We start from the raw sequence: 26695 nt of genomic DNA on the forward strand, positions 1-26695 counted from the left end.
GTTGTCTAGATTCAAAATAAAATTTGTCAGCAAACACAATGAAAATAAACACCCAACACAACCGTACGTCGTGGCTCTCAAAAGAACTCGGGAAAGCTTATGTAGACGCCCGACGTGGTAAAACAAAGAAGCCAGAAGTGGAAAAGTTCGACAAAATTGCCAAATCAGAACTGGTGGCGCTGGCACAAGAAATTCATACGCGTACCTACATGCCACGACCGTCAACTGCTTTCATTGTCAACAAACCCATCAAACGAGAGATATTTGCAGCTGCCTTTCGTGATCGAGTAGTACATCACTTTTTGTTCAACCAAGTAAGTAGTTGGTGGGATGCCCGGTTTATTGAAGATAACTACAGTTGCCGCCTCGGCAAGGGTACACTGTATGGTATTCGCCGGCTTGACCACCACATTCGTTCAGTCAGTCGTAACTACACCCGTCCAGCCTACATACTAAAGCTTGATTTTCAGGGATACTTCATGAGTCTGGAGCGCAAAAAGCTCTACAGCCGGGCCATGTGGGGACTGAATCGGCAGTTCCCTAATCAGGGCTACGCCTACCAATTGTGTAAGTTTTTGTGGAAGGTCATTATCTTTAACGACCCACTGAAAGAGGCAGTGTTCAACTGTCCGCGTAGTGCTTGGAAAGGTCTGCCGCCCAGCAAGAGTTTGTTTCACCAGCCCAAAGGCCGTGGTATTGCCATTGGCAACCTAACCTCACAGCTACTGAGTAATATCTATCTTGACCAACTAGATCGATTTGTGACGCTGGAGCTCGGCTTCAAACACTATGGACGCTACGTTGATGATTTCTACATCGTTTCAAGTGATAAAAATGAACTGGTTGAAGCGACCAGGACAATAGAGCGCTATGTAGAGGATCAGTTGGCACTAAAACTGCATCCTCATAAGCGACACCTGCAGGAATGTAGCCGTGGTGTGGCCTTCCTTGGGGCGGTTGTCTACCCATTTCGCTTGCACCCAGGCAAACGCTTGAAACGCAACTTACTAGCGGCACTTTCGAACCCGGATTGCTCAAAAGAAACCGAAGCATCGTATCGAGGGCTGGTGAAGCATTATAAACACAAAAAGCTTCTTGGTGGTTTAAAACTTCGGGGGGTACAATAACAGTATGCTTTGCTTGGCGGCAACCGGGTAATGCTTGGTGGCAACTATTGCTTGTTACCCGGTGAGTAGTCAGGCAGATAAGCATATGTAAGAGACAATACTCACTAGTCTTGATGTGATGAAGACTAGTTCTGTGGGAGTAGCGCCACCAAGACTTGCCTGCATTCGGTACGCTGAGTGCAGGATAATGAGTAGTATTGTAAGGTAGTCCGGTGGTGTGTTCCGGGTTTTGCTGGCAACTGGGACGAGGGCTTCGACAACCAGGGTGACAACGCTAACTTGTGGTCTCGTTCAGCCTTCCCAGACAATGTCGACAACGCAGACAACGCGAACTTCAATGCTGGAGAAGTCAATCCAGGCAACAACGCTCCTCGGGGCAACGGGCTAGCTGTTCGCTGACTCTTACGGTATATTTTGTGGTGGCTCTATGGCTTGCTACACCTCAATCGGCTCATCTTCCGAGTCATTATCTTTAGCGTCTTGTGTTTCATGAGACTCGGTTTTATCTGCTTTTTTCTTTTTCGTTTCATCTTCGTACTCATACGCATACAACTTCCTTGAAGACTCTATGACTTTCCGAGCCATAGCCTTATCTCCCTCGTCTTCCAGAAGCAAAGTCTCCCCAGACATCGGTTCCTGCGATCGTATAGCACTCAGCCTTGCATAGAAATTGTAACTGGGTAGATTGGCTATCTCGCCTTCATCGATAAATGGCTTAAATAATGGTAGTACCAATTGCTCATCTACCGGGCTACCCGTCCTAAAGCTAATAACTGTACCAACATTGGCTAAGATTATCTGGACTAGTCTTTGTTCGTCCTGCTGTGCTGTAGACTGCTCAGCCATAGTCAGAAACAGCTTGTATTTACGAGCTTCGGATAGCATCTGGACAAACGGCATCGTCGCAAAGTTCTGGAATTCATCGACGTAGAGGTAAAATGGTTCTCGCTCGTCTTGGGTTAACCGAGATCTACGTAAAGCTGCTAACTGTAGCTTGGCCAGCACAGCTGTACCAAATAGTTCTGACGTATCCTCTCCCAGGTTGCCCTTGCTGAAGTTGCAGATCAGGATCTTGCCAGAAAACAGGATATCATCAAAGTCGATGGTCGATTTGGGTCTGCACATAACTCGTTTGGTACTGGGCGAGAATTCAAAGCGACCAATTTTGCTGGTTACTCCATGGCTCATCTTGACTCGTTGCATCGCACCGGCTTTACCGAGTTCATTCTGCCAGAAGTTCTTTAAGGTTCCAGCTGGCAGTGCATTGGTTATTTTCTTACGGTAGTTGTCGTTAGTGAGGAGTTCAAAGATAGTGAAGATAGTGGGATCGTCAGTTGTTAGGGCTGTTTGTATAGCGTTGCGGAGCACATACTCAATCCGATGTCCTCCTGAATCATCGTCGGAGAATATTTTACGGAGTACCGATATGACTGATTCAGTCACTCGATCTTTTTCTCGCTCCAAAGCACTACCAGTCAGACCATCTGGTATTTCTAGCAGGTTCATAGCCAGTGGATGGTCAATATCGTCAGGATTAAAGTAGATAACATCTTTGATTCTATCTTTTGGAATGTATTTGAGCAGTGTTAAAGCCATATCTCCGTGAGGATCAATGACGGCTAATCCCTTACCATCTTTAATATCTTGAATGATACCGTACTGAAGCATAGTGGTTTTACCGTTTCCTGTTCCGCCAATAATATAGACATGCCGTTCACGTTCAGCCTCAGTGAGGCCTATTAAGGTTTCGCTGCCAAGGTGACTGTTCTTGCCTAAGGTCACATCAAGATACTTTGCACTCTTGAGAGAGGTTGGTGCTGGCAAGGTTTTGCTGAGTGACTTTGAGATGTTTTCAGTGCGAGCTGACGTACTATGAGGGAAATGGTATAAGGCACTCAGTTCAGTCGAGCTTAAAACATTACTATTTCTATGCACTAGTGACGGCAAGCGATGATCGAGTACCCATATCCGATGTCGCACACCAAGCCACGGTATCCAAGCTCTCGTGGTTCGTAGTCTTTGCCAGGTTGGGGTAGCGTAGGTAGCCATCGAGTTAGCTAGTGATTGGGCTCTAGATTTAGCTCGGGCTTTATCTGTAGCCACAATCTGAGTCCGGATATCGACATAAAATAAGTCTTGGGTTAACTTGTCATGCATTCGGTCCAAAAGCTCTTGTTCGGCCGGAGGGATATGGGTATTAGTAGGTAGACTGTTAGTAGCTTTAGAGCTTGCTGGTATATCGTGATACAGAAAACCATAAATCATACTCCAGGCAATAACAAACGGTAGCTTTACAATCGCAAAGATAATCCGAAAGATGCTTTTATGACCAAACTTTTTCTCAAGGCTTGATCCCGACCAGTAACCCTGGCGTATCTTACGATCAATTGCAAAAGCCTCAGAGATAACAGCTGGCGTGACGACGAGTTGTAAACTAACCCGTTCATTATCTTCAAGCTTTGTCATCGAGCTGGTTAAGTAGGCGACTGGATCATGTTCATGCAGGGACTTTGACGTATCCAGGGGCATAGCGTAGTGTTCAGTTTGTTTGTAGGTTTGCAGAGCCATAAATCCTTTGGTCTCACGACTATCTTTAACGACTTGAACTTTTACGTCAGGACTGTAGGCAGCAACTGCCTGCCGGATAAGTTCCTCGGCTGCCTTACTTGACCGTATAAGATAACGAATACCTTTGTCTTTGGTTGATACTATCTCTAGCGAAAATGACGGTACATAGCGTAAAATTACATCCTTGAAACTTCGTGATTTAAGGAGGCCATGTAGTACTGAGAATAGCTGCGTGGTGGCAAGTGGAGCTTTGTTGGTAAAAGCCGGTGGTGTCAACTCAAGTAAAACTGCTTCCTGTTTGTACTTTCGGTAGTAATTATAGAGTCTAAGGATAAGACCAATAACGAAAGCCAGTACAGTGATTAACACAACAAGGAGCCCTAACCACGGTAAAATGGTTTGTAGTCTTTCAACTATCTGCCCACCAGAATTATCCGTCATGGCAGCTCCTGTAGTTTCCAATCTGATTGCATAAAGAGTAACAGAGGTGGTCTAAGGAGGCAATAGCTGTTATTTACTGAACTGTGAATCTTGTATTGGTAGATAGCCTTGAGTGTCGAGTTGCATGACTACACCAAGAGTCAATGCGTTGCGATTTAGCCGGATAGTGTAGCGACGAGACTTGTCTCCATCCAATGGTCGCAAGAAGTTTTGCTGTCGTAATTTACGGATGGCTTTCGAGATGTTAACGTGTGATATTTCGTCTGCAAATAGTGGCTTGAAATCAGCAGCTTGAACAATGTCTTTTTCTATAGCTATTTTGAGCATTTTGTACTCGAGTTCATTAATGCGTTGTTTTTCTAGTGCATAATCAAGGGCAGGTACAATAATTTTTCCTTTTGTAAAAGACGCATCGAGTAATTCGTTGACATTGTCTACTTCATTTTTGACACCACGTAACATGTACTCACACCACTTGAGTATTCCAGGATCAGTGTTTTTGTCAGCCTCGGCAAGCATAGCGTAATACTGGTTTCTATCATTGCCAAATACGGCTGCAGGGCTTAGTAAACGCATACCGTCCCCATCAATAAAACCTTGTTTTGTGAGCATCGCATAAGTAAGAAGCCTGACGACTCGTCCGTTGCCATTACCAAAGGGGTGAATCCACGTAAAGTAGTGGTGTGCTACCGCATCTTTCAGTAGATCGAACTGTGGATCAACCTTTTGATTTATAAAATCAAAAAGGTTGTCCATTAAATCTGGAATATCTGACCAGGCTGCAAGGGAGATATTCGATTTACTTATACTACGTGGTTCATTTCTATACGCTCCAGCACGCGTATCACCCTCCTTAGACGGGTCTAGGCCATCAACGACGATCTGGTGCAAACGGAGGATCAGCGCTTTATTTATGATGAGGTCTGAACCTTGCTTCTCGATAAAGTCGATACCCTTCTCGATGTTTGTGATTTCACGGATCTGTTCGGTCTGCTTTGTAGACTGATCTTCATCGTCCCGAACGGCTTCAACAAAATTCGCAACAGTCGTATGGTTACCTTCTATGCGTGCGGAAGCAATACTCTCGATAGCATGGAAGAGCGATTTAAGTTCAAAGAAAAGCCAGGGCGGAGTTGAACCGCTGACTCGCCGATTACGAAGACGTTCAAGCTCAATAACTAGCTTGATAGTTTCGGTGTCTACGGCTGGTTTCGGGATATATAGTTTCATATGTTATCTTTTTCAATAAACTATGTAACCTATTCATTATATCACATGTAACCAAAAAGCAAATTATAATCTGTTATTTATGTCAATATTTCATGAAACATGTAACCATTTGCACTATGCTTATGTAACGAGGCATAGAAAATTATGTAACCAAACCGATGATTGAACCTAGACATACTACACAATATATGATACAGTTTGTATACGATATTTTTAATAAGTCTACAGGAACATGAACGAAGTTAAACTGAGAAAAGCAATTGGATCCAATCTACAGAAGGCTCGTAAAGCAAAGCGCTACACTCAGCGTGAAATTGCTGAAAAAGTAGGGCTCTCTACTAATTACTACGCAACCTTGGAACAGGGGGCTGCTATTGCATCAGTCGAAACATTATACGAAATATTTGCTGTCTTAGGTGTTAAAGCATTGGATATTTTTCCAGATTAGCTCTTATCATCCTTCTTCGTATATTGCCTGATAGCTTCAGCCAAAGCTTCATCTGATCGTGCTATTTCATTGCCACTTATCTGCATTGACTCAATAAGCTGAATTGCATATTCACGGTTAGCATTATCAGGATCTTCAAACTTAAGATACTTAATAATCTTTGCTATGTCTTCTTCATTGATGTGGTATTCATTGTGCATACTTGAACCTCTAGTATATCACCAGAACCTGTTGTTAATCTTTGTAAACTGAATCATCTGATGAGCTAGCTCAATCGAATTAGTACGACGCATAATTTCTCGACTGAGTACTTGTGACAAAATGTTCAGTGAACCTTCCCATAATATTTGACCATCAATAATTGCAAGCTTGCGGTGACGCATATCGTTAAAGAAATAGACTTTGACGCCGTTATCTCTAAGGATTCTGATGGATTTCCAGGCTTGTATCTCCAGCAGCTTATCATGGTGACGTGGATTTCGGGTGTTTACTCGAATTTTCACACCTTTTCTGGTCAGTTTATTGAATAGCCCTGAAAAGTACAGCGCTCTTTTTTCGGTCAAGAACGGGCTTTCAATAACTACCGCTGATTGTGCTCTTTTCACATCTCGCACAAATGCGCTATAGAAGGATTGCTCGTTGTATAGCGAGGTGTTTGTTAACACGGCCTTTGGCGTCTTACGGAGCAACCTAAACATTGTGATTCTCCTGAGCAGTAAGTTGATTCGCTAGCTCCTCCAGTTCACAATAAAAGATTTCGGAATGAGTACCCTTTAGGTTCACCAAGCAAAGGGTCCAGTGTAAGCTGGGCTTTTTGCTTGGTAGTTTTATCGTAAAAACTGGACTCCGAAGGAGTTCGATAATGACGAAAGTACGCAGAAGCTCGCTTCGAGCACTTGAGAAAATTATATGTATATTCTCCGTGGGATCACTAAATTATATACTTGATATAACTCAATATGATAATTTAAACACCTTGCACTATGTATGAGCTAATATTACTATTAAGGGGAATATAAGCAATCGTTTACTGATGGAGCCCAGCCAACCAAACATATACCTAGACGTAGATGGCGTCCTGCTTGCACACAATCTGCACCCAGCAAATTATGTACACGAATTTTTGGATTTCGTAACAAATAATTATTCAACCTACTGGCTAACCACTCACTGCAAAGGGGATACTCAGCACGTAGTTGAGTATTTATCTAGAATACTGTCCCCAAAAACTGTACACTTACTTAATAATATTAAGTCCACCAATTGGGACTTAGCAAAGACAGAGGCGATTGATTTTTCTAGGCCATTCATATGGTTTGACGATTATTTATTTAACTTTGAGAAGGAAGAACTATTGCGCCGTAACGCGCTCGACAGCTGGATAGAGATAGATCTATCAAAAAATCCAGATCAATTACACACTTTAATTACTCATCTTGCGGAATAATTATTTAATTAGCTTTTTGCATGGTGAGATTTTTGTTACTACTATTTAAAATCTATCCGTAAACTCATTCTTTACGCTACCCCCAAGCGACTGTAGTATCTCAAATGCAAGCTCATAATTATCCTTTAAGAACTTGCTATTTTCATATATAGGTGTGGCCTTATTCCAAATTAGCCTTAAATAATGCTCATTAAAGCCAGAAACTTGTCCACTCAGCTCTAGACCAACACTGGTAATGTCATCAAAAAAACCCGAAAGAATAACACCGTATCGATTTTTTGGAGCAAATAAAACTGGAAATGCATGGCCGGGAGCAACACGTATACGAATCTCATAATTAGGTGGATGAATAGAAATTATCTTCTTTACATTCTTTAAATCCTCAAGGTTTCTTATATAGAAAATCTCACGAAAATAGCAAGTTTTATCATTTTTGAGTTTCCGCATAATACGCTGTACTCGATCCATTTCATGCCATATAGACCTATCTATAGCCTTATTGGTCATCCATAATTCATGGCAATTCTGCAATCCTAGCAAAATAGAAGTCTCAATTTCATTTAGATTAGTCATGTATGAAGAAAACGTATCGCGTCGACTGGGTGGTGACCCAAGCTGAATATTAAGCACATCCTGCAGAGCCATCTTACGGGAGTTACGAGGAAAATTCTTGTCCTGTTCCCAGCGTGAAATAAGGGATCGCTCGATAATCGCATCACCGGTAAGTTTGTCGTTTAGCAGATCGGCTAACTGCTGTTGAGTGATGCCGAGACGCAGACGAGCTAGTTTGATTTTCTCGCCTGTAGTTTGAGTAAACATATTCATGCCGTTACCCTAACATAGATATAGAAATTGTGCAATATTGTAGTGCACAATTTTTCTCACTATACACTATGGTCTTTAGTAGCTTAGTAATGCAAAATAAAGCCATCAACAATAGTTGATGCACCTACCAGTGCACCTACCAATAGAAAGTTGGTACAAAATGAAGTGTTCAGGACGCCCCAATCCAGGTCCCCCGGGACCACCTCCGCCAGGCCGACCGACCGGCCCTGGCCCCGGTCCGTACCCTCTGCCACCTCTCCCTGGTCGCTGATCTCGCAATAACCGAGTACTCACCAAGAGGGTAATCGCATGAGTGGGGACTCAGTTAGTCGTCCCAACAGCGGCACTTAGAGCCCTAAGTGGCGTGCTGATATCGGTTAACCACCCCACGAAGAGCATATCTTCGTAGAAGACAACCTGCACGGCCACTGAATTATAGTCGGCTTCCCACACTAGGGAAGCCTTTTTTTATTTAGCCCTATCCTTAACGCATTTCGCGCAAGTTGCTGTCTCGGCACACTTCTCGCACACCAAAACTAGATCATTACAACTGACATTATCGCAATTAATATATCGACTGGTCGCTCCGTCACAATGACTACACTTGCCAATATCAACCGATTGATCGCTAAACCGTTGCTCCATGCGACCATCAAAGATGTAGAGTGAACCCTCCCAGGCACCTTCATCACCATATTTTTCGCCGTATTTTACAATGCCACCATCTATCTGATACACATCCTTAAACCCACGGTTTTTCATGAGAGCTGAGAGTATTTCACAGCGCACACCACCAGTACAATAGGTAACCACCGGCTTATCTTTTAGCTTGTCGTACTTATCTGAGTCAATTTCCTTTACAAAATCATGAGTGGTGCGAGTCTCCGGCACAACTGCCTCTTTAAACCGGCCTACGGCTGCCTCGTACGCATTACGGCCATCAAAAAATACCACGTCATCACGTTCTGCCATTAGCCTGTGCAGAGCCTCGGGTTTTAAGTGTTTACCTCCACCAACAACACCATTTTCATCTACTCGAACCTCATCTGGCACACCAAATGCCACTAACTCTGGGCGCACCTTAACACTCAAGCGAGGGAACTCTTCACCCGATCCTTCACTCCACTTGTAGGTAATACCTCGAAAAATAGCCGAGCGGTTCATCTCACGCTTGTATTCCTTTAAGCTCTCTAAATCACCACCCAGTGTGCCGTTTATGCCATGCGGGCTGACGATAATCCGCCCAGTGAGGTTGAGCCGGCGACACAGCTCACGTTGCCAACGCATTGTCATCGTAGGGTCTTGCACGGGTATAAATTTATAGTAGAGTATAACTTTTTTCATAAGGCATTATTATAGCTTAAAAACAACCAAGAAACCCTGCTACTTGGGTTAAATATAAATTTTTCCTTTATGCCATCAATCAACATCGGTCATCTCACGTAATTTCGCCAGATTAATTTCAAAGCCAGACTTATGATTACGAAACAGACCAGACTTAGCCGGCTTCACCACGCCACGCTTAGTGAGCTGACGCACCTGCACGGTCATAGTCTCGCGAGTGGTACCCACCATGCTAGCCAGCTGAGCATGCGAAAGGGTGAAGGGGAGGGTCACCGTGCCCTCTGATAGCTCTTGACCAAAGCGCTGAACCAAGAGGGCCAACATATTTACTAGCTTTACATCGGCTTTGGCTTGTAAAATATTGTCCAGCGTTTGAGCTAACTCATCATTGCGCGTCATCAGATAGCGTGCCAAGCCAAGTAATGCTTCCGAGTCTTTTTCAAGCTTTTTTTGAAGTGCTGGAGCCTCTAAAATACGCACCCTACCGTCTGTCATAGCCTCATAATAATAACGGTGTGTGTGGTCAAAGAATAACACCGCCTCCAAGTTAATCACATCACCAGGCCCAAGAATAGTGATAAGTTTTTCATCACCATCATCAGCTATGGTATAAGCTTTTACAAAGCCATCGGTAATAAATAGTACTTCGTCACCAACTTCACCCTGGTGTAGTAAAACATCACCACGCTTGTAATTCTGTGCAGGTTGCTTCATAAATAGGGCACGTACGGGCTTCATAGCAATATTATTGCACTAAATAAGCCCCATCCGCTAGGCAGACACAAAAATTGGCCGTACAATAACAAAGCTATGAACGATCTTATTAAAATTCTTAAATTCTCTTCAAAACTAAAATGGTACTACTACGGCATTGGTGCGCTAGTTATCATATTGGCTTTATTAAACTTAGTTAATCCATTTCTCACCAAGCAACTGGTGGATTTAATTAGCTCTCATGCTCAGGGTGGCAATATTGAATTTACGCAGGCCCTCGTCCCACTTGGTCTCATGCTGGTGGCTTCGCTCATTGTAGCCGTCCTCTCAAATATCAATGGCTATCTGGGTGATAATATGTCACAAAAGCTCAATACTCATCTCTCGACCAGCTATTACGAGCACCTGATGAATCTTCCGATTGAGTACTATGACTCGGAACAGACTGGCAAGATAACCGCCCGCTTAGAGCGCTCCATATCAAGTCTTTCTCAGCTAATGAACGCCTTAGCAAATAATTTTGTTCAATTTTTCCTAACTACCGTTGTAACGCTCGTAGCAATTGCGATCTACTCCTGGCCTGTGGCATTACTATTGGTTATTATTTTTCCCACCTACATTTGGCTGACACATCTCTCCAGTGCGGCTTGGCAAAAAAAGCAAGGAGAAATCAATAAGACGCTTGATGTCGCAAATGGTCGGTTTGTTGAGTCGATTGGTCAAATTCGAGTGGTTAAATCTTTTGTGCGCGAAGTTGGCGAGCTAGCAGATTATCGAAGGCGCCGCAATAAGATAGAAACTTCAACTCGCTCGCAATCAATCACCTGGCATAAGTACGATGCTGTCCGGCGAGCAATTCTGGGCTTGGTCTTTTTTACAATTTTTGCTGTGATTGTTTGGCAGGCGCTAAATGGTCAATACTCAATTGGTACAGCCGTACTACTGATTACACTAGCAAACCAAGCTCAATTCCCGCTATTTGGCTCGAGCTTTATTATTGAAGGTATTCAACGAGCACGAGCTGACAGCCGAGACTTCTTTGAAATAATGGATAAAAAGTCGACTATTACCGATGCAGAAAATGCTAAGATGCTTAAAATTAAAGATGGGGAAGTGCGTTTTGAGCATGTAGTGTTTGGCTACAACAGCAAGCATAGTGTCTTAGATGACATCAGCTTTACAATCCCAGCTCACAGTAAAGTTGCATTGGTTGGTGAGTCGGGTGAAGGGAAGTCAACTCTAGCAAACCTAATTGTGCGCTTTTACGAAGCTAACGAAGGCACCATTACCATCGATGGCACACCAATTACTCAGGTTACACAATCTAGTCTGCGAAAGGGGATTGGTATTGTCTTTCAGGATCCGGCACTTTTTTCTGGCACTATTGAAGAAAATATTGCCTACGGACTGGGTCGTCGCTACACCCAATCAGAGCTAGAAGAGGTAGTTGAGTTGGCTAATGCCAGCGGTTTTATTGCTAAGCTGGAGCAAGGCTTTAAGACGCAAGTGGGCGAGCGAGGGGTTAAGCTATCTGGCGGGCAAAAACAACGGATTATTATTGCTCGCGCTCTACTAAAAAACCCACCAATTCTCATCCTGGATGAAGCCACTAGCTCACTCGATGCAAAAGCCGAAGCTCAAGTGCAACAAGCCCTGGAGCGCCTAATGAAGGGACGCACAACGATCATTATTGCGCACAGATTGAGCACCATTACTCACGTCGATATGATTATTGGCCTTAAAAATGGCAAGGTTGCAGAGCAGGGTAGCCCCGACGAATTGGCTAGTAGGTCAGGTGGTATTTACGCCGAACTCTTACAACTCCAAACCGCTAGCGCCGATACAGCTAAGAAAAAGCTCCAGAAATTCGATATTGCATCATAGACATAAGCATTTTGTTATACAGCCAATAAGTACTACAATGATGTTAGTTATTAATTTTTACCAGGAGATAATATCATGGCAAAAGCCAAGTCTAGTGACCTAATTACACTTTTAGAGCCATACTTTACTAAGCAAGCACCATTTCAAATACCAGCCAAATGGCGTAATTTAATAGTTGAATGGATGCCATGGGTTAATCTAGTCATCGGAATATTACTGATACCTTTGGCATTGGTAGCACTTGGTCTAGCTGGATTTGTTAGTGTTGTAGCCATATCAGTTGGCGCCACGCAGGGGCCACTGATATTAATTTCTGGACTAGTTCTAGTAGCCTCAATTGCCTTGCTATTTATTACATTTCCAGGCTTACGGGCTCGAAAACTATCGGCTTGGAAGCTAGTCTTTTGGGCTGATATCGTCTTCTTTGTTTATGGCATCTTACACGCCTTAGGGTCAGGCTTATTCTTCGATATTGTTATGCAAGCTATTTCGACCATCATTGGTCTATACATTCTATTCCAGATAAAAGACCATTATAAATAGATCGCTTTACTTTTAAAAAATCAAATTACCCCACGACAAGTGGGGTAATTTGATGTAGAATAATGCGGTTATGAAAAAAGTCCTCAAAACCCAACATGGTGAGGTTCGCTTACCGGCTTTCTTTCCAGATGCCACTCGCGCCACCATTAAATCTGTCGATACGCAGGCTGTTTTAGCCACCCAAACACCAGGGTTGGTGATGAACACCTATCATTTAGCAAATCTAGGCCTGGTAGATATTATCGCGGGGCAAGGTGGCTTGCATAATTTTACTGGCTGGGATCGACCAATTATTACCGACTCTGGTGGTTTTCAAGCCATGAGCTTGGTACGCGAATTTAATACCGGTGGTCGTTTTACCGAAGACGGTATTATTTTTCAAGATTCAGCTGGTAATAAGTTAGAGCTTACGCCCGAAAGTTGCATCGATTACCAACTCAAGCTAGGCAGTGATATTATTATGATTTTAGATGATTGCACTAAGCCAGATATGCCCATGGCCGAACAGCTTAAAAGTGTTGAGCGCACCATCCGCTGGGCAAAGCGCGCTCGTACCCACTTCGATAAAGCAATAAAAAAGATAGGGCATAAACCACTTCTTTTCAGCATTGTGCAGGGTGGGGGAGATAGAGAATTGCGCCGCACCTGCGCTCAAGAACTCAGCAAACTTAACTTTGACGGCTATGCTTTTGGCGGCTTTCCGATTAATGAAGCGGGGGAGTTGCAGGTCGAGACCATGCAGGCCGTGGTGGACGACACTCCAGCTGAAGCAATTAAATACGCCATGGGGGTTGGCACGCCAGAACAGATTGTGAAGAGCGTAGCAATGGGTTACGACCTGTTTGATGTTGTGATCCCCACGCGAGAAGCACGACACCGCAAGCTGTATGTATGGAGCGGCAAACCAGAGGAGCTCGACCTCAACGCCGACTTTTATTCTAGTATAACTATGAAGAACCTATCACTTCAGAATGATTCTGGCCCGATCGATCCACGCTGCGATTGTCGTGCTTGCAAAAATTATTCCCGCGCCTACGTGCACACCCTCTTCCGTGCCGATCAATCCGTCGCCAGCCAGCTGGCAAGTATTCATAATCTTCGCTTTTACTCGAAGTTGATGGAGCTACTAAAGACGACCTGGGGCCACATCAATGATTGAACGAGTATTTTCAAAAGCAAAGGTTAAACCACTCAAATCCTCAATACGAAACCATTCAGCAGCTTCGATTTCAGTAGGGTCGATAACAATATCCCCACCCACATATTTAGCTAGATAAAAACTGAGTCGCAAGTCTTTTGTAATTACTGCATCTATCACTTCAAGTAACTCTACAATTTCACACCGTATACCGGTTTCTTCGAATACTTCCCGTATAGCTCCCTCTGCTGGACTTTCTCCGGGTTCAACGACGCCACCGGGGATTGACCAGTAGTCGCCATCTTTAATATGGGTATTTGTAAGAAGAAAGTGATCACCCTTAAAAACCAGGGCAAAAGCTCCATCTGTATATTTTTGACCCTGCACAAGCTAACCTTCCCATTTCTGCGGTAGACGCAAATCTATCCCTTCAAGCTCTGAACCTGGGTCCTCATCAATGCAGGCCTTAAAATCTACCTCCAGCTTTTTCTCATCAAAATCTGTGCCAATAAATACCATCTGAGTTTTGTGATCTTCGCCCTCGCGCCAATTATCCCAAAAAAGTTCCGAGCGCGTGCCGACCAATTGAAAAACATACTTGCGGGAGTGACCCTTGGAGCCAAGATCGACAAAGCCCTTTGCCCGATATACAGTTTTTGGAATCTGGCTATTCACAAACTCTTGAAACTTCATTGGATGGAGCGGGGAAGTTAGCTCCAAAGATATATGCTTAAATTTATCATGAAAATGGTCATGCCTATGAGGCTCGTTATGATGCTGATGTCTTTTAAGCCCTACTTCGTCCCACACTCGATCTGGATCAGACAGTAAGCGAATATCTACATTAGCCCGTACCGCTTCAAAAATCCGCGCCCGTGGGTTGGTCATCTCGATGAGCTGGCGAATCTCTGTGATGCGCGCCTTATCGACTGCGTCAATCTTATTGATAATTACAAAATCTGTGAATTCAATCTGGTCAGCAGCGTTTTTGTGGGCTTTGGCATTTTCTATAACATGCTCAGCATCAATCAGCGTTACAATAGCATCCAACTTAACGCCAATGCCAATCATATCGCGTAAATTAAGCGCCAAATCGCGTGGCTCAGCTAAGCCCGAAGCTTCAATCACAATTAAATCTATATCACTGCCTAGATAGGCGAATTGAGCAATCGCTTCCTGCACATCCAGCGTCTCCAAGGAACAGCAAATACAACCATTAGATAGCTCCAGCTTTGTATCGGTCTTGCCAGCCACGAGTTCTGAATCAATATTGATCGCCCCAAAATCGTTCACTACTACACCGATTTTTAAGCCATGTGGTTCAGCCAATAAGTGATTTACAAAAGTTGTTTTACCACTACCTAAAAACCCTGTCACAGCAAGGATGGGGATTCTTTTTGAAAATTTCTTCTCGGTCATTTATCAATCCTCTTATGCTACAATTAATCTAGTTGGACTTATCACTTCAATATGCCTAAAGCTACCCCTCCGATCCACTCCACTCGACAATATGTCGACGAGCATACGTACCGATCACTAGTACGTATTAGTACGGCATTTGAAATAATCGGACTTGGGGTCGCCCTGACTATTCAGATTTTCATGCCAACCGCACAACTGCCTCTTCAATATTCTATCCCAGCAATAGCACTTCTGGCGATCGGCCTTATTTATAACAGCTTTGTTTGGCGGGGGTGGCATAACAAACGCCCACATTTAGCCCTGCAGATTGCCGTACTGCCCCCCATTATATCAATTCTGATAGCATCCATTGCAACTGGAGGTATTAACTCAGATTGGTACTATCTATGGCTGATTGCGATAGTGTGCAGTGGTATTGCTGGTGCACTCGGAGCAACTGTGGCTGCAATATTAACTGCAATATTCTGGCTCTACAGTGCTCTACTAATTCCTAATAATATGAGCTTAGAAGAAAATCTCTTTAAGATGTTGGCCACCATTATTGGCCTAGCAGCGGCATATTTTATCGGGCTTGGTGTAAATCGAGTAATAAAAACTATGCGTACCGCAGAAGATCTCACGCATCAACTTGATGGAGCTGAAATGCGTACTCAACTAATGATGAGCTCCATTGCCGACGTAGTGGTGGCAGTTGATACTGCCCGCCAAATCATCATATTCAATGAAGCGGCCCAGAATATTACTGGCTGGGATCAGGAAAGTGCGATGGGGGTTGATTATAACTTAATTTTTAAACTAAAAGATCAGGCTGGCACCGAACTTAGCGACACTACTGATCCATTTTTACAGGCATTACAGACTGGCCAGCCAGTATCGACTGATAAATACTACATGTTGAGTAAAAATAATCAAAAAATTTCATTCTCTATTGTGATAGCGCCATCTTTTGACTCAAAAGGACAAACAAATGGAGCAATTGCCATTTTTCATGATATTTCCGACCAAAAGGCTGTAGCTAGAGAACGCAATGAATTCATCTCAACTGCCTCGCATGAAATGCGTACTCCAGTAGCCGCCATTGAAGGGTATTTGGCGATGGCGATGAACCCATCACTAGCCACAGTGGATGAGCGGGCCAAAACATACATCGACAAAGCCCATACTGCCAGCTTGCATCTAGGCAAATTGTTCCGAGACCTATTATCGGTTACAAAAATTGAAGATAATCGCATGGCAATTAACCGTCGGCGTTTCAATATAACTGAGCTTATGAACCAAGTGATTGGCGAGATGGAGATAATTGCAAAAACTAAAAACATTAAAGTCTCCACTCATTTTGACAGTGGCGGACTAGGTCGTCAGAAAGTTATAGCGCCAAGCTATGAAGTCAATGCCGATCCAGATCGCCTGCGAGAAGTTATGGCTAACCTAATTGACAATGCTATTAAATACTCCAAAGAAAACACCACAATCGATGTCTCGCTAAAGCCTGATAAAAAAATAATTGTTTTTTCAGTTACTGACATGGGTATTGGTATTACTGCAACAGAGCAGAAACATTTATTTCAAAAGTTCTATCGAGTTAACAACTCATTCACGCGCGATGTTGGCGGAACTGGACTGGGCCTGTATATTGCCCGCAATCTCATTGAACAATTTGGTGGCAAAATTTGGGTTGAATCCCAAGAAGGCAAGGGTAGTACATTTTCGTTCTCACTACCACTCGATACAAGTCGCCCAGTATAACTTGCGTCAAACAGTCTATTTACACTAGAATAAACATAAGAAAAAATAGTATAGATACCTAATAAAGAGGAATGGTCATGACAAAAATACTACTGGTTGAAGATGATGTGAATTTACGAGATATTTATTTTGCCCGATTTCAAGCTGAAGGTTATGAACTAGCCGTAGCTTCCAATGGTGAGGAAGCGCTAGCCACTGCCGTCAAAGAAAAGCCAAATTTAATAATTCTCGACGTTATGATGCCACGTATTTCTGGCTTTGACGTATTGGATATCTTACGCTCAACACCAGAAACTGCGCACACAAAAGTCATTATGATGACAGCCCTTTCCGAACAATCAGATAAGGATCGCGGTAAAAGTCTTGGGGTAGACGAATATCTCGTAAAGAGCCAAGTTAGCCTAGAAGAAGTCGTGGTGGCCGTAAAGAAAACACTTGGTGAAACGCCAACACAAGCAGCCGAGACAAAACCAAACTCCACGCCAACTGCTTCATAACCTTATTTTCAGATATAAATCTGCTATAATATGATTCATGAAATCATCTCGTACGCTTGTTCGCGAATTAATTAACCAAAATAACCAAACTGTCACAGTTGAAGGCTGGCTCCATAAGCGTCGTTTGCTTGGTGGTTTAAATTTTATTGTTGTACGCGACCGCACTGGTGTTGTACAAATCTTAATTGAAAAAAAAGCTGAGATTGAAAAGCTACGTGGCTTACAGGTCGGTACTGTGTTGAGAGTAACTGGTAAGGTTCTGCAAGATGAGCGAGCACCAGGTGGGGTAGAGCTACATGAACCAAAGCTAGAGATTGTGGTACCAGTTACGGAAGAGCCAATTATTGAGATCGATAAAGCCATAAGCCATAAGCCAGAGCACCTGGAGACACTATTTGATAACCGAGTGATCAGTCTCAGAAACCTACAAGAGCAGAAAATTTTTCGTATTCGAGCGGCTGTAAACGCGGATATTCGGTCGTATCTAGCCAAGCAAGAATTTATTGAAATCCAAACTCCAAAACTCCTTGCCGAAGCAACTGAAGGTGGAGCAGAAGTCTTTACGCTAGATTATTTTGGCAAACAAGCCACTTTAGCCCAAAGTCCTCAGTTCTATAAGCAAATTATGGTTGGTGTGTTTGAGCGTGTTTTTGAGATTGGTCCAGCTTATCGAGCCGAACCATCTGCCACCACCAGACATGTTTCTGAAGTTACAATGCTAGATATTGAGATGGGCTTTATTGATGGGCACGAAGATGTACTAAATACCATTCAAGACATGACGTATGCCGTATTAAATAATATTTATGACGTTATGGCAGACGAGCTTAAGAGCTTAAATGCCCCAAAGCTAACCTTAACTAAAACTTTCCCACGCTACACTGTAGCAGAAGTGCATGAACTATATACCAATGCCGGCAACGATAGTACCATCGGTGAAAAAGATCTACGTCCAGACGAGGAACGTTGGATTTGTGAATACGCCAAAAAGCAAGCTGGTTGTGAAGCGGTTTTTGTTACAGAAATGCCGATCGAAACCCATAAGTTTTATCAAATGATTAACCCAGAAAACCCACAAACCGTATTATCAGCTGATCTACTATTCCGAGGAGTGGAGATTGCTACCTGTCCGATGCGTGAGCATAACTATGACAAGCTTATCTCACAAATGAAGGATAAGGGCATTAACCCCGATGCACCTGGTTTCCAGCACTATCTAACTGCCTTTAAATTTGGCTTGCCTCCTCATGGTGGCTGTGGTTTTGGTATTGATCGTTTTGTAGAGAAGATTATCGGCCTTGCCAATGTTAAAGAGGCGATATTATTCCCGCGCGATATCAATCGTTTAGATCCATAAACTCTACCAAGCCATATCCGAGCTAATAGTTTTAAAGCTATAATAAACTTATGTCTACTTCACGAAATTACACCGTAGCTCTACCGCATTTTGAAGGACCTTTGGAATTGCTAATTTCACTAATAGAGCGTCGAGAGCTGGAGATTACAGAACTCTCCATTAGTCAGGTGACAGGCGACTATCTCGCTACTGTTTCGGCACTAAAGGCAGCCCACACCGAAGATCTTCAGTGGTTTCTTGATATTGGATCTAAACTTGTTACCTACAAGACCCGCGCCATTCAAAAAGACTCGCTTGCAATTGATGATACTAAGGGATTAACTGATCTGACGCGTGAGCTGGAGCGCTATCAAGCCTGGCGCAATACCGCCCGACTTCTTGGACAAAACTTTACGGTTGAGATGCAACTCCGCCCAGCACAAGAAACTTTAGTCCAGCAGCCACCTAAGAACCTCTCGGTCAAATCCCTGCTGTCAGCCTGGCGCAATATTGCCAGTCAAAAAACTACCCAACAAAATAAAACTCATCGGGTTTTAATTTCTCGGTCAGATATCCAAAAAACCATGCAGCAACTTCTAAAGAATATGATAAATTCTCAACCTTTATCAAGCACCTTAAAGACATCTGATCGACGCACTAAAACACTTAATCTACTGGCAGTTTTAGAGCTTATTAAGCAAGATTTAGTAGAGTTGGTTTTCGAAAAAGAGGAGCCGTATGTCCACGCCATCTGAACACGCCCAACTAATTGAAGCTGCCTTATTTATTAGCACCTCACCAAAGTCTGCACAAACTCTAGCAAAAAAATTAAACCTTAGCGCATCAGAAATTCAAGCCGGGATTAATATGCTTAGGTCTCAGCTCACCACTAGGGGTATTCGACTAATTCAAAGCAGTGCCGGCTACGAGCTGGCTGTCGCACCAAATCTGCGCCAACAAATTGCCTCAATTAGTGGCGATCTAGCCCCAACCCTATCTCAATCTAGCCTAGAGGTACTGACAATCATCGCCTACGAAGGGCCCTGCCAGAAAGCTGTAATTGATGAGATACGAGCTACACCAAGTGATAACTCATTGCGTGCGCTGATGAGTCGAGATCTTATTGCGCAAAAGAAATCACATAATAACGATGGAGCGATGCAGTATGAGCTCACCAGCTTTGCTTGGCGGTGTTTAGGCCTAGCTGGACGAGATGCACTACCACCCAAGCCCAAAACAAAGACAAAGGATCAGCATGAGGCTAAATAAATGGTTGGTTCTGGCTGGTGTGGCAACCTCTAGGCGTAAGGCTGACGAGCTAATCGCCGAAGGGCGAATTGTGCGTAATGGCCATGTGGCCGAGGCTGGTGAGCAAGCCCAGCCACATGATGACATTACTCTAGACGGAGAAAACCTGCGTATCACCTCTGATGAAGTACGTTTAACGGCCTTTTATAAGCCCCGTGGCGTGATATCGTCACATGTACGACAAGGTAAAAATAATAAAATTATTGCCGATTTTGTGCCTCTCGGTTGGCAACATGACATTATTGTTGGTCGACTTGACCGCGAAAGTGAAGGGCTGGTTCTACTCACTAATGATGGTGCACTCGCTCATCAACTGATGCATCCATCGTTTGGCGTACGGCGTGAATATTTAGTGACCACCCAACAGCCCCTTAATGACCTACAATTGAGTCTACTGACCAACGGAGTTGAACTTGAAGATGGAGTTAGTAAGGCCGTTGAAGCGACTAGGGAAGATGGCCGCCGTATCCGCATTGTTCTGGAAGAGGGTCGCAATCGACAAATTCGACGCACCTTAGCCGAGCTGGGCCACACTGTCACCCGACTGGTTCGTATTAAGCATGGAGATTTTGGCCTAGAAAATCTTGAGCCGGGTAAATGGCGCGAACTAAAAACCGAGGCACAAGCATGAAAGAAATAGCCAGCTTAATTATGTCGCTATCAATTACGGCCTTTAGTGTATTACCTTTTACAGCCGGGCCCAGCAGCCAACCTATTAAAACTGGTGATTATGCGCCAATTACAATCGCAAAAGCCCCGAATGACTATAGTGTAATCGCCAAATCAGCCTACATTGAAGACGCCCGTACCCGTGCAGTAATTTATGAAAATAATCCACAAGAAAAGCTACCAATCGCCAGCCTGACCAAGCTAATGACAGTCTACCTTATCTTGCACGATAAAAAGCTTGATGATACGGTTACCATACCCAAAGAGGTAGCCAGCGTGCAGGGTGGTCAATCGGCCGTCATTAACCTTGTTCCAGGTGATAAAATGACCGCCAGACAACTGGTTCAGGCCTCACTCATTCCATCCGCCAATGATGCTGCAATCGCTCTAGCTATCTGGCACAGTGGCTCTGTGCAGGATTTTGTCGATAAAATGAACGATACAGCGCGCGAGCTCGGTATGGATAACACTAGCTTCAAAAACCCCACTGGGCTTGATACTATAGGGCATGTCTCCACAGCCCAAGATCTAGCTTTACTGACACACTATTTATTAGAGGATGATTTTTTCCGCACCACGGTAAATACCAAAACTACCACCATCACCTCAGAGCAGGGGAGAAAGTACGTACTCAACACCACAAATGAACTACTTAATAATGCCCCCAGTGTACGAGGCGTCAAAACAGGCTACACTCAAGCAGCTGGCGAATGCCTAATAACTCTCTCAGAACGCGAGGGTAGAGAGGTAATTACCGTCATTCTAGGGAGCACGGACCGTTTCGGAGAATCCAGAAATATGATAAACTTGGCTTTCAGTTTACATTATGAGTAAAACAACCCAAATCCCCGTAATTGCACTTGTTGGCGTACCAAATGTTGGTAAGTCCAGTTTGGTGAACCGCCTACTTGGTAGCCGCGCCACCATTATTCATGATGAAAGCCATACCACCCGAGATATCACGCGCCACTTGGTAGAGTGGGAGGGGCGGGTGACTTATCTGCAAGATACGCCGGGCTTTGGCAATACAAAAGATATTTTGACTCAAGCCGCTCAAGATCAACTAGCAAACTCCCTAAAATCCGCCGATCTAATCCTTTTTGTAGTAGATAGCACCCAAGCTCACATTACTGAAGCCGAAAAAAAGCTCGCTCGCACCGTTAGAGCACTCCAAAAACCAGCTTTCTTACTCTTAAATAAGGCCGATAAATCACCCGTTGATACAGCTCATTTTAAAGGCCTAGGTATTGAAACTATGCTACCTGTATCAGCCCATCATGGCGAAGGGATTGAAGAGCTCAAGCAAATGGTGGTTAAAAATCTTCCACATCAGTCAACCGCAATCCCTACCACACCAAGTCTCAAGGTTGCAATTTTAGGGCGACCAAATGTAGGTAAGTCTAGCTTGATTAATTTTTTATCAGGAGAAGAAGCTGCGATAGTATCGGAAATTGCCGGTACAACCCGCGATCCGGTGAATATTTCAATCGACCTTAATGGCAAACAGCTACTCATCACCGATACTGCCGGACTCCGCAAGCCTGGCAAGATTGGTCGTGATATTGAGTATTTTTCACTGGCTCGCACGCGCCAAATTGTTAAAGCCGCTGATGTCTGCGTGCTGGTTGTTGACGCTACCGAGGCAGCCACCAGTCAAGACCAAAGGATTGCCGGTATTATTCGTGAAGCTGGCAAAGGCTTGGTCCTGGCGGTTAATAAATCCGATAAACTGACTGGTGAAGATCGGCAAAGCCTACGACTGGAGCGACGCCTGCAACGTGAATTTGAATTCGTCTGGTGGGCGCCATATGTACTTATTTCAGCCCAAACTGGTAAAAATCTTGATAAACTCTTAGAGCAAATTATTGAAGTTGGTCAAAAAACCCAGCAACAACTTCGCACTAAAGACATTAATGACGCCCTCCAGATGGCCATTGGCGCCAAGCCAGTTGCCAGTGCCGGCAATCTACGCCCCAAATTAAACTATGCCACCCAAACCGGCAATCTACCCCTAGAGATCACGATCTACGGCACTCACCCTGATGCCATTCACTTTAGCTATCGGCGCTATCTAGAAAACCAGATGCGCCAAAAGTTCGATTTGCATGGCGTGCCTATAAAGCTTATCTTTAAGAGTAAGTATGGCCACAAAATCGACAACTAAACTACGCCCCGCACTGATTGTTGGGCTTGGTAATCCTGGTAAAAAATATGAACATACCAGACATAATGCTGGCTTTTTAATTGTCGAAGCTCTGGCGCACGCTCATCAGGCCAGCTGGCAAGACAAACCAGCTTGGTGCACTCAGGTAGCCGAGTTGGCCCCCCAAGTTTTTGCCGTTAAGCCAACTACTTACATGAATGAATCAGGTCGTGCCGTAAAGGCTCTGGCAAATTATTTTGATGTAGCTCAAAACCACATTTGCCTTGTCTACGACGATCGAGACTTACCGTATGGTAAGATGCGCTGGACTGAGGGCTTTCGAACTGGTGCCAGCCACAATGGTGTGCGTTCTGTTGCCACTGCAGTAGGGAAGAGCTTTACACGACTGCGCTTTGGGATAGGCAATAATACGATGGCCCACATGCCGCTAGAAACTTTTGTCTTACAGAGCTTTAATGCCTTCGAGAAAGCACTATTAGATGAGCAAATTCACCATGCCGTCAAAGAGCTAGAGGATCATTTTGACCTGTGATCTCATTATAATTAATGTACTCATGCTCGCTTTTTGTTCGTATTATTGATAGAGTTAGTTTAGTAAAAGAAAAGACCACACCAGTAAGAAACCAATGTGGACTTTTCATTTACCCCTTCCATATCACCATAAAGGATTTTGCGGCCGTCACTAAATATTCTATACAGCCGTGACTATGGAAGAGAGCGATCTGCTAACGCGGTTGAACCTAAAGGAGGGTGAGTTTTAGGATATGGCCCCGCAATTAGCAGATCGCTCGCTTCCAATCAAATGGGTTTTAGTGGTACGGACGTATATTATCACGATAATATAATTTTGTCAATAGTTTTTACTAGAGGATTATTACTTTACAGAACAATCATCAGATTATGCAAGCACAACTACTATGCAAGTTTTACTAAAATCAGACAAGCTTTATCCAGAACTCCTGGGCGAGATCTATCAAGCACCCGCCCAACTATATGTCGCAGGCGATCTACCTAATCTACCAATGATTGCAATTGTTGGCTCCAGAAAACCAACCCCTTACGGAGAGATGGTGGCCTATAAAATTTCAGCTGACCTAGCTAGAGCGGGTTTCTGCATCGTGAGTGGGTTAGCTTATGGAATAGATAGCATTGTGCACAGGGCAGCCCTGGAGTCCAATGGAAAAACCGTCGCTGTACTTGGATCGGGCTTAGAAAATATTTACCCAACCAAACACCGCCCACTAGCTAGAGAAATTATTCGATCGGGTGGCGCTATAATTAGCGAATATCCAGCCGCCACACCACCACTCAAGCATCATTTTCCAGCCCGTAATCGTATTATTGCCGGACTAGCTCAAGCCACCATTGTACCAGAGGCCGATGCCAAGTCTGGGTCGCTCATCACCGCACAGCTAGCCCTTGATGAAAATAGACTAGTGTTTGCTGTTCCGGGGCCAATTACCAGTGCTCGATCGTCTGGCCCTAATAATCTACTCAAGGCTGGCGCCAGTGTAATCACATCAGCCGCTGATGTCTGTGCAATATTGGGGTCAAACAGCCCTGAAAAAGAGCAGACTATTCTATCTACCAAAGAATTGAGTCAAAATGCTCAAATTATCTTACGATCACTGCAAAATAACCCAGCCACAACAGATGATTTATCAACATCAACCAAACTGGCCATATCAGAGCTATTGAGCACATTAACACTTTTAGAGATGCAGAACTTTGTCCGATCAACCCATGGTAACACCTGGATAAGTACCATAACTATTTGACAAAACAAAGCCTTGCCCCGTACAATCGGCGAGCTAGATATTTAAAGTGTATAATAAATTTTTGATGAAAAAAGCTCGCCCTAAAAAAACCGTTCTTATAGTAGAGAGCCCCGCCAAGGGTAAGACGATCGAGTCTTACTTGGGCCGAGGCTATAAGGTTGTGGCCAGCTACGGGCATGTTCGAGACCTACCAAAATCTAAGCTTGGCATTGATGTTGAGCATGATTTCGAACCGCAGTATATGGTGCCACGCGGTAGTGCATCTCGCATTAAAACCCTCAAAAATGCTACTAAAGATGCTGACACCATCCTACTCGCTACCGACCTTGACCGCGAAGGAGAGGCGATTGCCTGGCATTTGGCTAATATCTTGGAGCCCCGCCAGGACCAAGCCATGCAACGCATTACTTTCTCGGAAATTACTAAACCGGCTCTAGAAAAAGCCGTTTCCGAACCGCGTGAGATTAACCAGAATCTAGTCGATGCTCAGCAAGCCAGGCGAGTGCTTGACCGTCTTGTGGGCTATTCACTCTCACCAGTACTATGGAAGAAAGTTCGCTATGGACTATCAGCTGGGCGAGTGCAAAGTGTGGCGCTAAAGTTTATTACCGACCGAGAAAAAGAAATTGAAGCCTTCAAAACAGAGGAGTACTGGTCGATTGAAGCTGATTTAGAAGCTCCAGCTGGCCAGATTACCGCTAACCTCGTAAGCATCAAGAATGAAAAAATAAACCTCACCAATGAAGCCGATACCAGCGCGATTGTTAAAAGTCTCAAGACTGACAGTTATTCTGTTTTAGATGTAGAAAAAAAGCCCCTACGACGCACTCCACCTGCACCATTTACCACCAGTACCTTACAGCAAGACGCCTACCGACGACTAGGCTTTGGCGCTCGCCGTACGATGCGAGCTGCTCAAGCCCTCTATGAAGCTGGTCATATCTCATATATGCGTACCGATTCTGTCACTCTATCGGATCAAGCCCTTACCGCCATCACCAAATATATCACCTCATCGATTGGCAAGGAGTATGCCTTAAAAAGCCCGCGAATATTTAAAACTAAGGCCCGTGGAGCTCAAGAAGCTCATGAGGCCATCCGACCAACTGATCCCACCCACGAACCTCAAACTATGTCTGACCTAGCCGGTGATGAGGCCAAGCTGTATAACCTTATTTGGCAACGAACCCTAGCTTCCCAGATGGCGCTAGCTGAATTTGAGCAAACTAAAATCAACATTCAAGCTCAACAAACCGAAGCACTATTGCGAGCTAGCGGACGCGTCTTAGTCTTTGATGGCTTTACTAGAATTTATCCCGCACAAAGCAAGGATGAGGCACCACTCCTGCCAGATGTTACAGCCAAGGAAGCGCTCAAACTAATCGATGTAGCTGGCGAACAACACTTCACCCAACCTCCAGCTCGCTACAGCGAAGCGACGCTCGTGAAAAAGCTCGAAGAAGCCGGGATTGGACGTCCAAGTACCTATGCGCCAACTATTGCTACTATTATCTCGCGTGGCTACGTCTTAAATGAAGAAAAAAGACTTGTCCCGCAACCTATCGGTATGATCGTATCCGACCTTTTGGCGGAAAATTTTGATTTTGTTACCGAACCCGAATTTACCGCTAAAATGGAAGATACTCTAGATAAAGTAGCTGCTGGAGAGCAGACCTGGAAACCGGTAATTCGTGATTACTACCAGCCTATGAAAAAACTCATCGATGAAAAAGTAGAGACTATTGAAAAAGTTCAAATTCCAGTTATTGAAACTGATGAAAAATGTGAAATTTGTGGTAAACCGATGGTGATTAAATCTGGCCGATTTGGGCAATTTATGGCCTGTTCTGGCTGGCCGGACTGCAAAAACGCTAAGCCAATCCTCAAAAAAACCGGCGTGGAGTGCCCTCAGTGTCATGAAGGCGAATTAGTGGAGCGCAAAACTAAAAAGGGCCGTCGATTTTGGAGCTGTATGCGTTATCCAGACTGTGATTACGCCACCTGGACAAAGCCTAAAAATCCAGATTCCGAAGAGCTATCAGACTAGCTAGCTACAAGCAGTAGCG

General features: G+C 44.1%; 26 protein-coding genes. 17 read left to right on the forward strand and 9 right to left on the reverse strand.

Annotated features, from left to right (window positions below; genetic code table 11):
* The first annotated feature begins 38 nt into the window (after positions 1 to 38).
* A complete protein-coding gene (locus IPM44_02160) occupies positions 39 to 1127 on the forward strand; it encodes a hypothetical protein (GenBank protein QQS27358.1) in 1089 nt (362 codons plus the stop codon).
* Between the two features lie 435 nt (positions 1128 to 1562).
* On the opposite strand, the gene IPM44_02165 is transcribed toward IPM44_02160, so the two are convergent.
* Together IPM44_02165 and IPM44_02170 are read right to left on the reverse strand one after the other, a co-directional pair.
* Entirely contained in the window at positions 1563 to 4136 is a 2574-nt protein-coding gene (locus tag IPM44_02165) for an ATP-binding protein (GenBank protein ID QQS26512.1), read from the reverse strand.
* 69 nt (positions 4137 to 4205) lie between these two features.
* Positions 4206 to 5366 (reverse strand): Fic family protein, encoded by a 1161-nt coding sequence (locus IPM44_02170; GenBank protein ID QQS26513.1) that lies wholly within the window; start codon positions 5364 to 5366, stop codon positions 4206 to 4208.
* A 232-nt stretch (positions 5367 to 5598) separates the two neighbouring features.
* On the opposite strand from IPM44_02170, the gene IPM44_02175 reads away from it, so the two are divergent.
* A complete protein-coding gene (locus IPM44_02175) occupies positions 5599 to 5814 on the forward strand; it encodes a helix-turn-helix transcriptional regulator (GenBank protein QQS26514.1) in 216 nt (71 codons plus the stop codon).
* Here IPM44_02175 and IPM44_02180 read toward each other — a convergent pair.
* On the reverse strand, positions 5811 to 6014 hold the full coding sequence (locus IPM44_02180) for a hypothetical protein (GenBank protein QQS26515.1): 204 nt from the start codon (positions 6012 to 6014) through the stop codon (positions 5811 to 5813). The two genes, IPM44_02175 and IPM44_02180, sit on opposite strands and share 4 nt — an antisense overlap.
* Positions 6015 to 6032: 18 nt before the next feature.
* Positions 6033 to 6512 carry a hypothetical protein gene (locus IPM44_02185; protein ID QQS26516.1) on the reverse strand — a complete coding sequence of 160 codons (480 nt, stop codon included), beginning with the start codon at positions 6510 to 6512 and terminating at the stop codon, positions 6033 to 6035.
* A gap of 335 nt (positions 6513 to 6847) precedes the next feature.
* Between IPM44_02185 and IPM44_02190 the strand changes: the two genes are divergently transcribed.
* Positions 6848 to 7261, forward strand: a complete 414-nt coding sequence (locus tag IPM44_02190; GenBank protein QQS26517.1) for a hypothetical protein — start codon at positions 6848 to 6850, stop codon at positions 7259 to 7261.
* 45 nt (positions 7262 to 7306) lie between these two features.
* On the opposite strand, the gene IPM44_02195 is transcribed toward IPM44_02190, so the two are convergent.
* The 3 genes from IPM44_02195 to IPM44_02205 all read right to left on the reverse strand — a co-directional run bounded on the left by IPM44_02195 (position 7307) and on the right by IPM44_02205 (position 10168).
* Entirely contained in the window at positions 7307 to 8086 is a 780-nt protein-coding gene (locus IPM44_02195; GenBank protein QQS26518.1) for a helix-turn-helix transcriptional regulator, read from the reverse strand.
* Between the two features lie 468 nt (positions 8087 to 8554).
* A complete protein-coding gene (locus IPM44_02200; GenBank protein ID QQS26519.1) occupies positions 8555 to 9430 on the reverse strand; it encodes a rhodanese-related sulfurtransferase in 876 nt (291 codons plus the stop codon).
* 75 nt (positions 9431 to 9505) lie between these two features.
* Positions 9506 to 10168, reverse strand: a complete 663-nt coding sequence (locus IPM44_02205) for a Crp/Fnr family transcriptional regulator (GenBank protein QQS26520.1) — start codon at positions 10166 to 10168, stop codon at positions 9506 to 9508.
* Positions 10169 to 10240: 72 nt separating this feature from the next.
* Between IPM44_02205 and IPM44_02210 the strand changes: the two genes are divergently transcribed.
* The 3 genes from IPM44_02210 to tgt all read left to right on the forward strand — a co-directional run bounded on the left by IPM44_02210 (position 10241) and on the right by tgt (position 13730).
* On the forward strand, positions 10241 to 12028 hold the full coding sequence (locus tag IPM44_02210; protein ID QQS26521.1) for an ABC transporter ATP-binding protein: 1788 nt from the start codon (positions 10241 to 10243) through the stop codon (positions 12026 to 12028).
* Positions 12029 to 12103: 75 nt separating this feature from the next.
* Positions 12104 to 12571 (forward strand): hypothetical protein, encoded by a 468-nt coding sequence (locus tag IPM44_02215; protein QQS26522.1) that lies wholly within the window; start codon positions 12104 to 12106, stop codon positions 12569 to 12571.
* Between the two features lie 70 nt (positions 12572 to 12641).
* Entirely contained in the window at positions 12642 to 13730 is a 1089-nt protein-coding gene (gene tgt, locus IPM44_02220; GenBank protein ID QQS26523.1) for a tRNA guanosine(34) transglycosylase Tgt, read from the forward strand.
* On the opposite strand, the gene IPM44_02225 is transcribed toward tgt, so the two are convergent.
* The gene (locus IPM44_02225) at positions 13698 to 14096 is read right to left on the reverse strand and encodes an NUDIX hydrolase (GenBank protein QQS26524.1); all 399 of its coding nucleotides are present in this window, start codon (positions 14094 to 14096) and stop codon (positions 13698 to 13700) included. The two genes, tgt and IPM44_02225, sit on opposite strands and share 33 nt — an antisense overlap.
* A gap of 3 nt (positions 14097 to 14099) precedes the next feature.
* Entirely contained in the window at positions 14100 to 15128 is a 1029-nt protein-coding gene (locus IPM44_02230) for a GTP-binding protein (protein QQS26525.1), read from the reverse strand.
* Positions 15129 to 15179: 51 nt separating this feature from the next.
* On the opposite strand from IPM44_02230, the gene IPM44_02235 reads away from it, so the two are divergent.
* From IPM44_02235 to topA, 11 genes are all read left to right on the forward strand, one after another.
* Positions 15180 to 16877, forward strand: coding sequence for a PAS domain-containing protein (locus IPM44_02235; protein QQS26526.1), 1698 nt, complete (start codon positions 15180 to 15182; stop codon positions 16875 to 16877).
* 77 nt (positions 16878 to 16954) lie between these two features.
* Positions 16955 to 17374: a response regulator gene (locus IPM44_02240; GenBank protein QQS26527.1), complete on the forward strand. Its 420-nt coding sequence runs from the start codon at positions 16955 to 16957 to the stop codon at positions 17372 to 17374.
* 37 nt (positions 17375 to 17411) lie between these two features.
* Positions 17412 to 18731 carry an aspartate--tRNA(Asn) ligase gene (gene aspS, locus IPM44_02245; GenBank protein ID QQS26528.1) on the forward strand — a complete coding sequence of 440 codons (1320 nt, stop codon included), beginning with the start codon at positions 17412 to 17414 and terminating at the stop codon, positions 18729 to 18731.
* Positions 18732 to 18781: 50 nt separating this feature from the next.
* Complete coding sequence (locus IPM44_02250; GenBank protein QQS26529.1) at positions 18782 to 19465, forward strand: hypothetical protein; 684 nt, start codon at positions 18782 to 18784, stop codon at positions 19463 to 19465.
* Positions 19449 to 19979, forward strand: a complete 531-nt coding sequence (locus IPM44_02255; GenBank protein ID QQS26530.1) for an SMC-Scp complex subunit ScpB — start codon at positions 19449 to 19451, stop codon at positions 19977 to 19979. Before IPM44_02250 ends, IPM44_02255 begins: the two co-directional genes overlap by 17 nt.
* Entirely contained in the window at positions 19966 to 20649 is a 684-nt protein-coding gene (locus tag IPM44_02260; protein ID QQS26531.1) for an rRNA pseudouridine synthase, read from the forward strand. Before IPM44_02255 ends, IPM44_02260 begins: the two co-directional genes overlap by 14 nt.
* Positions 20616 to 21521 carry a D-alanyl-D-alanine carboxypeptidase gene (locus tag IPM44_02265; GenBank protein QQS26532.1) on the forward strand — a complete coding sequence of 302 codons (906 nt, stop codon included), beginning with the start codon at positions 20616 to 20618 and terminating at the stop codon, positions 21519 to 21521. Before IPM44_02260 ends, IPM44_02265 begins: the two co-directional genes overlap by 34 nt.
* On the forward strand, positions 21514 to 22851 hold the full coding sequence (gene der, locus IPM44_02270) for a ribosome biogenesis GTPase Der (protein ID QQS26533.1): 1338 nt from the start codon (positions 21514 to 21516) through the stop codon (positions 22849 to 22851). Before IPM44_02265 ends, der begins: the two co-directional genes overlap by 8 nt.
* Positions 22829 to 23383 carry an aminoacyl-tRNA hydrolase gene (locus tag IPM44_02275; GenBank protein ID QQS26534.1) on the forward strand — a complete coding sequence of 185 codons (555 nt, stop codon included), beginning with the start codon at positions 22829 to 22831 and terminating at the stop codon, positions 23381 to 23383. Before der ends, IPM44_02275 begins: the two co-directional genes overlap by 23 nt.
* A gap of 385 nt (positions 23384 to 23768) precedes the next feature.
* A complete protein-coding gene (gene dprA, locus IPM44_02280) occupies positions 23769 to 24629 on the forward strand; it encodes a DNA-protecting protein DprA (protein QQS26535.1) in 861 nt (286 codons plus the stop codon).
* A gap of 64 nt (positions 24630 to 24693) precedes the next feature.
* Positions 24694 to 26676, forward strand: a complete 1983-nt coding sequence (gene topA / locus IPM44_02285) for a type I DNA topoisomerase (protein ID QQS26536.1) — start codon at positions 24694 to 24696, stop codon at positions 26674 to 26676.
* The last annotated feature ends 19 nt before the right edge of the window (positions 26677 to 26695 follow it).

The organism is bacterium (assembly GCA_016700035.1).
Classification (GTDB): domain Bacteria; phylum Patescibacteriota; class Saccharimonadia; order CAILAD01.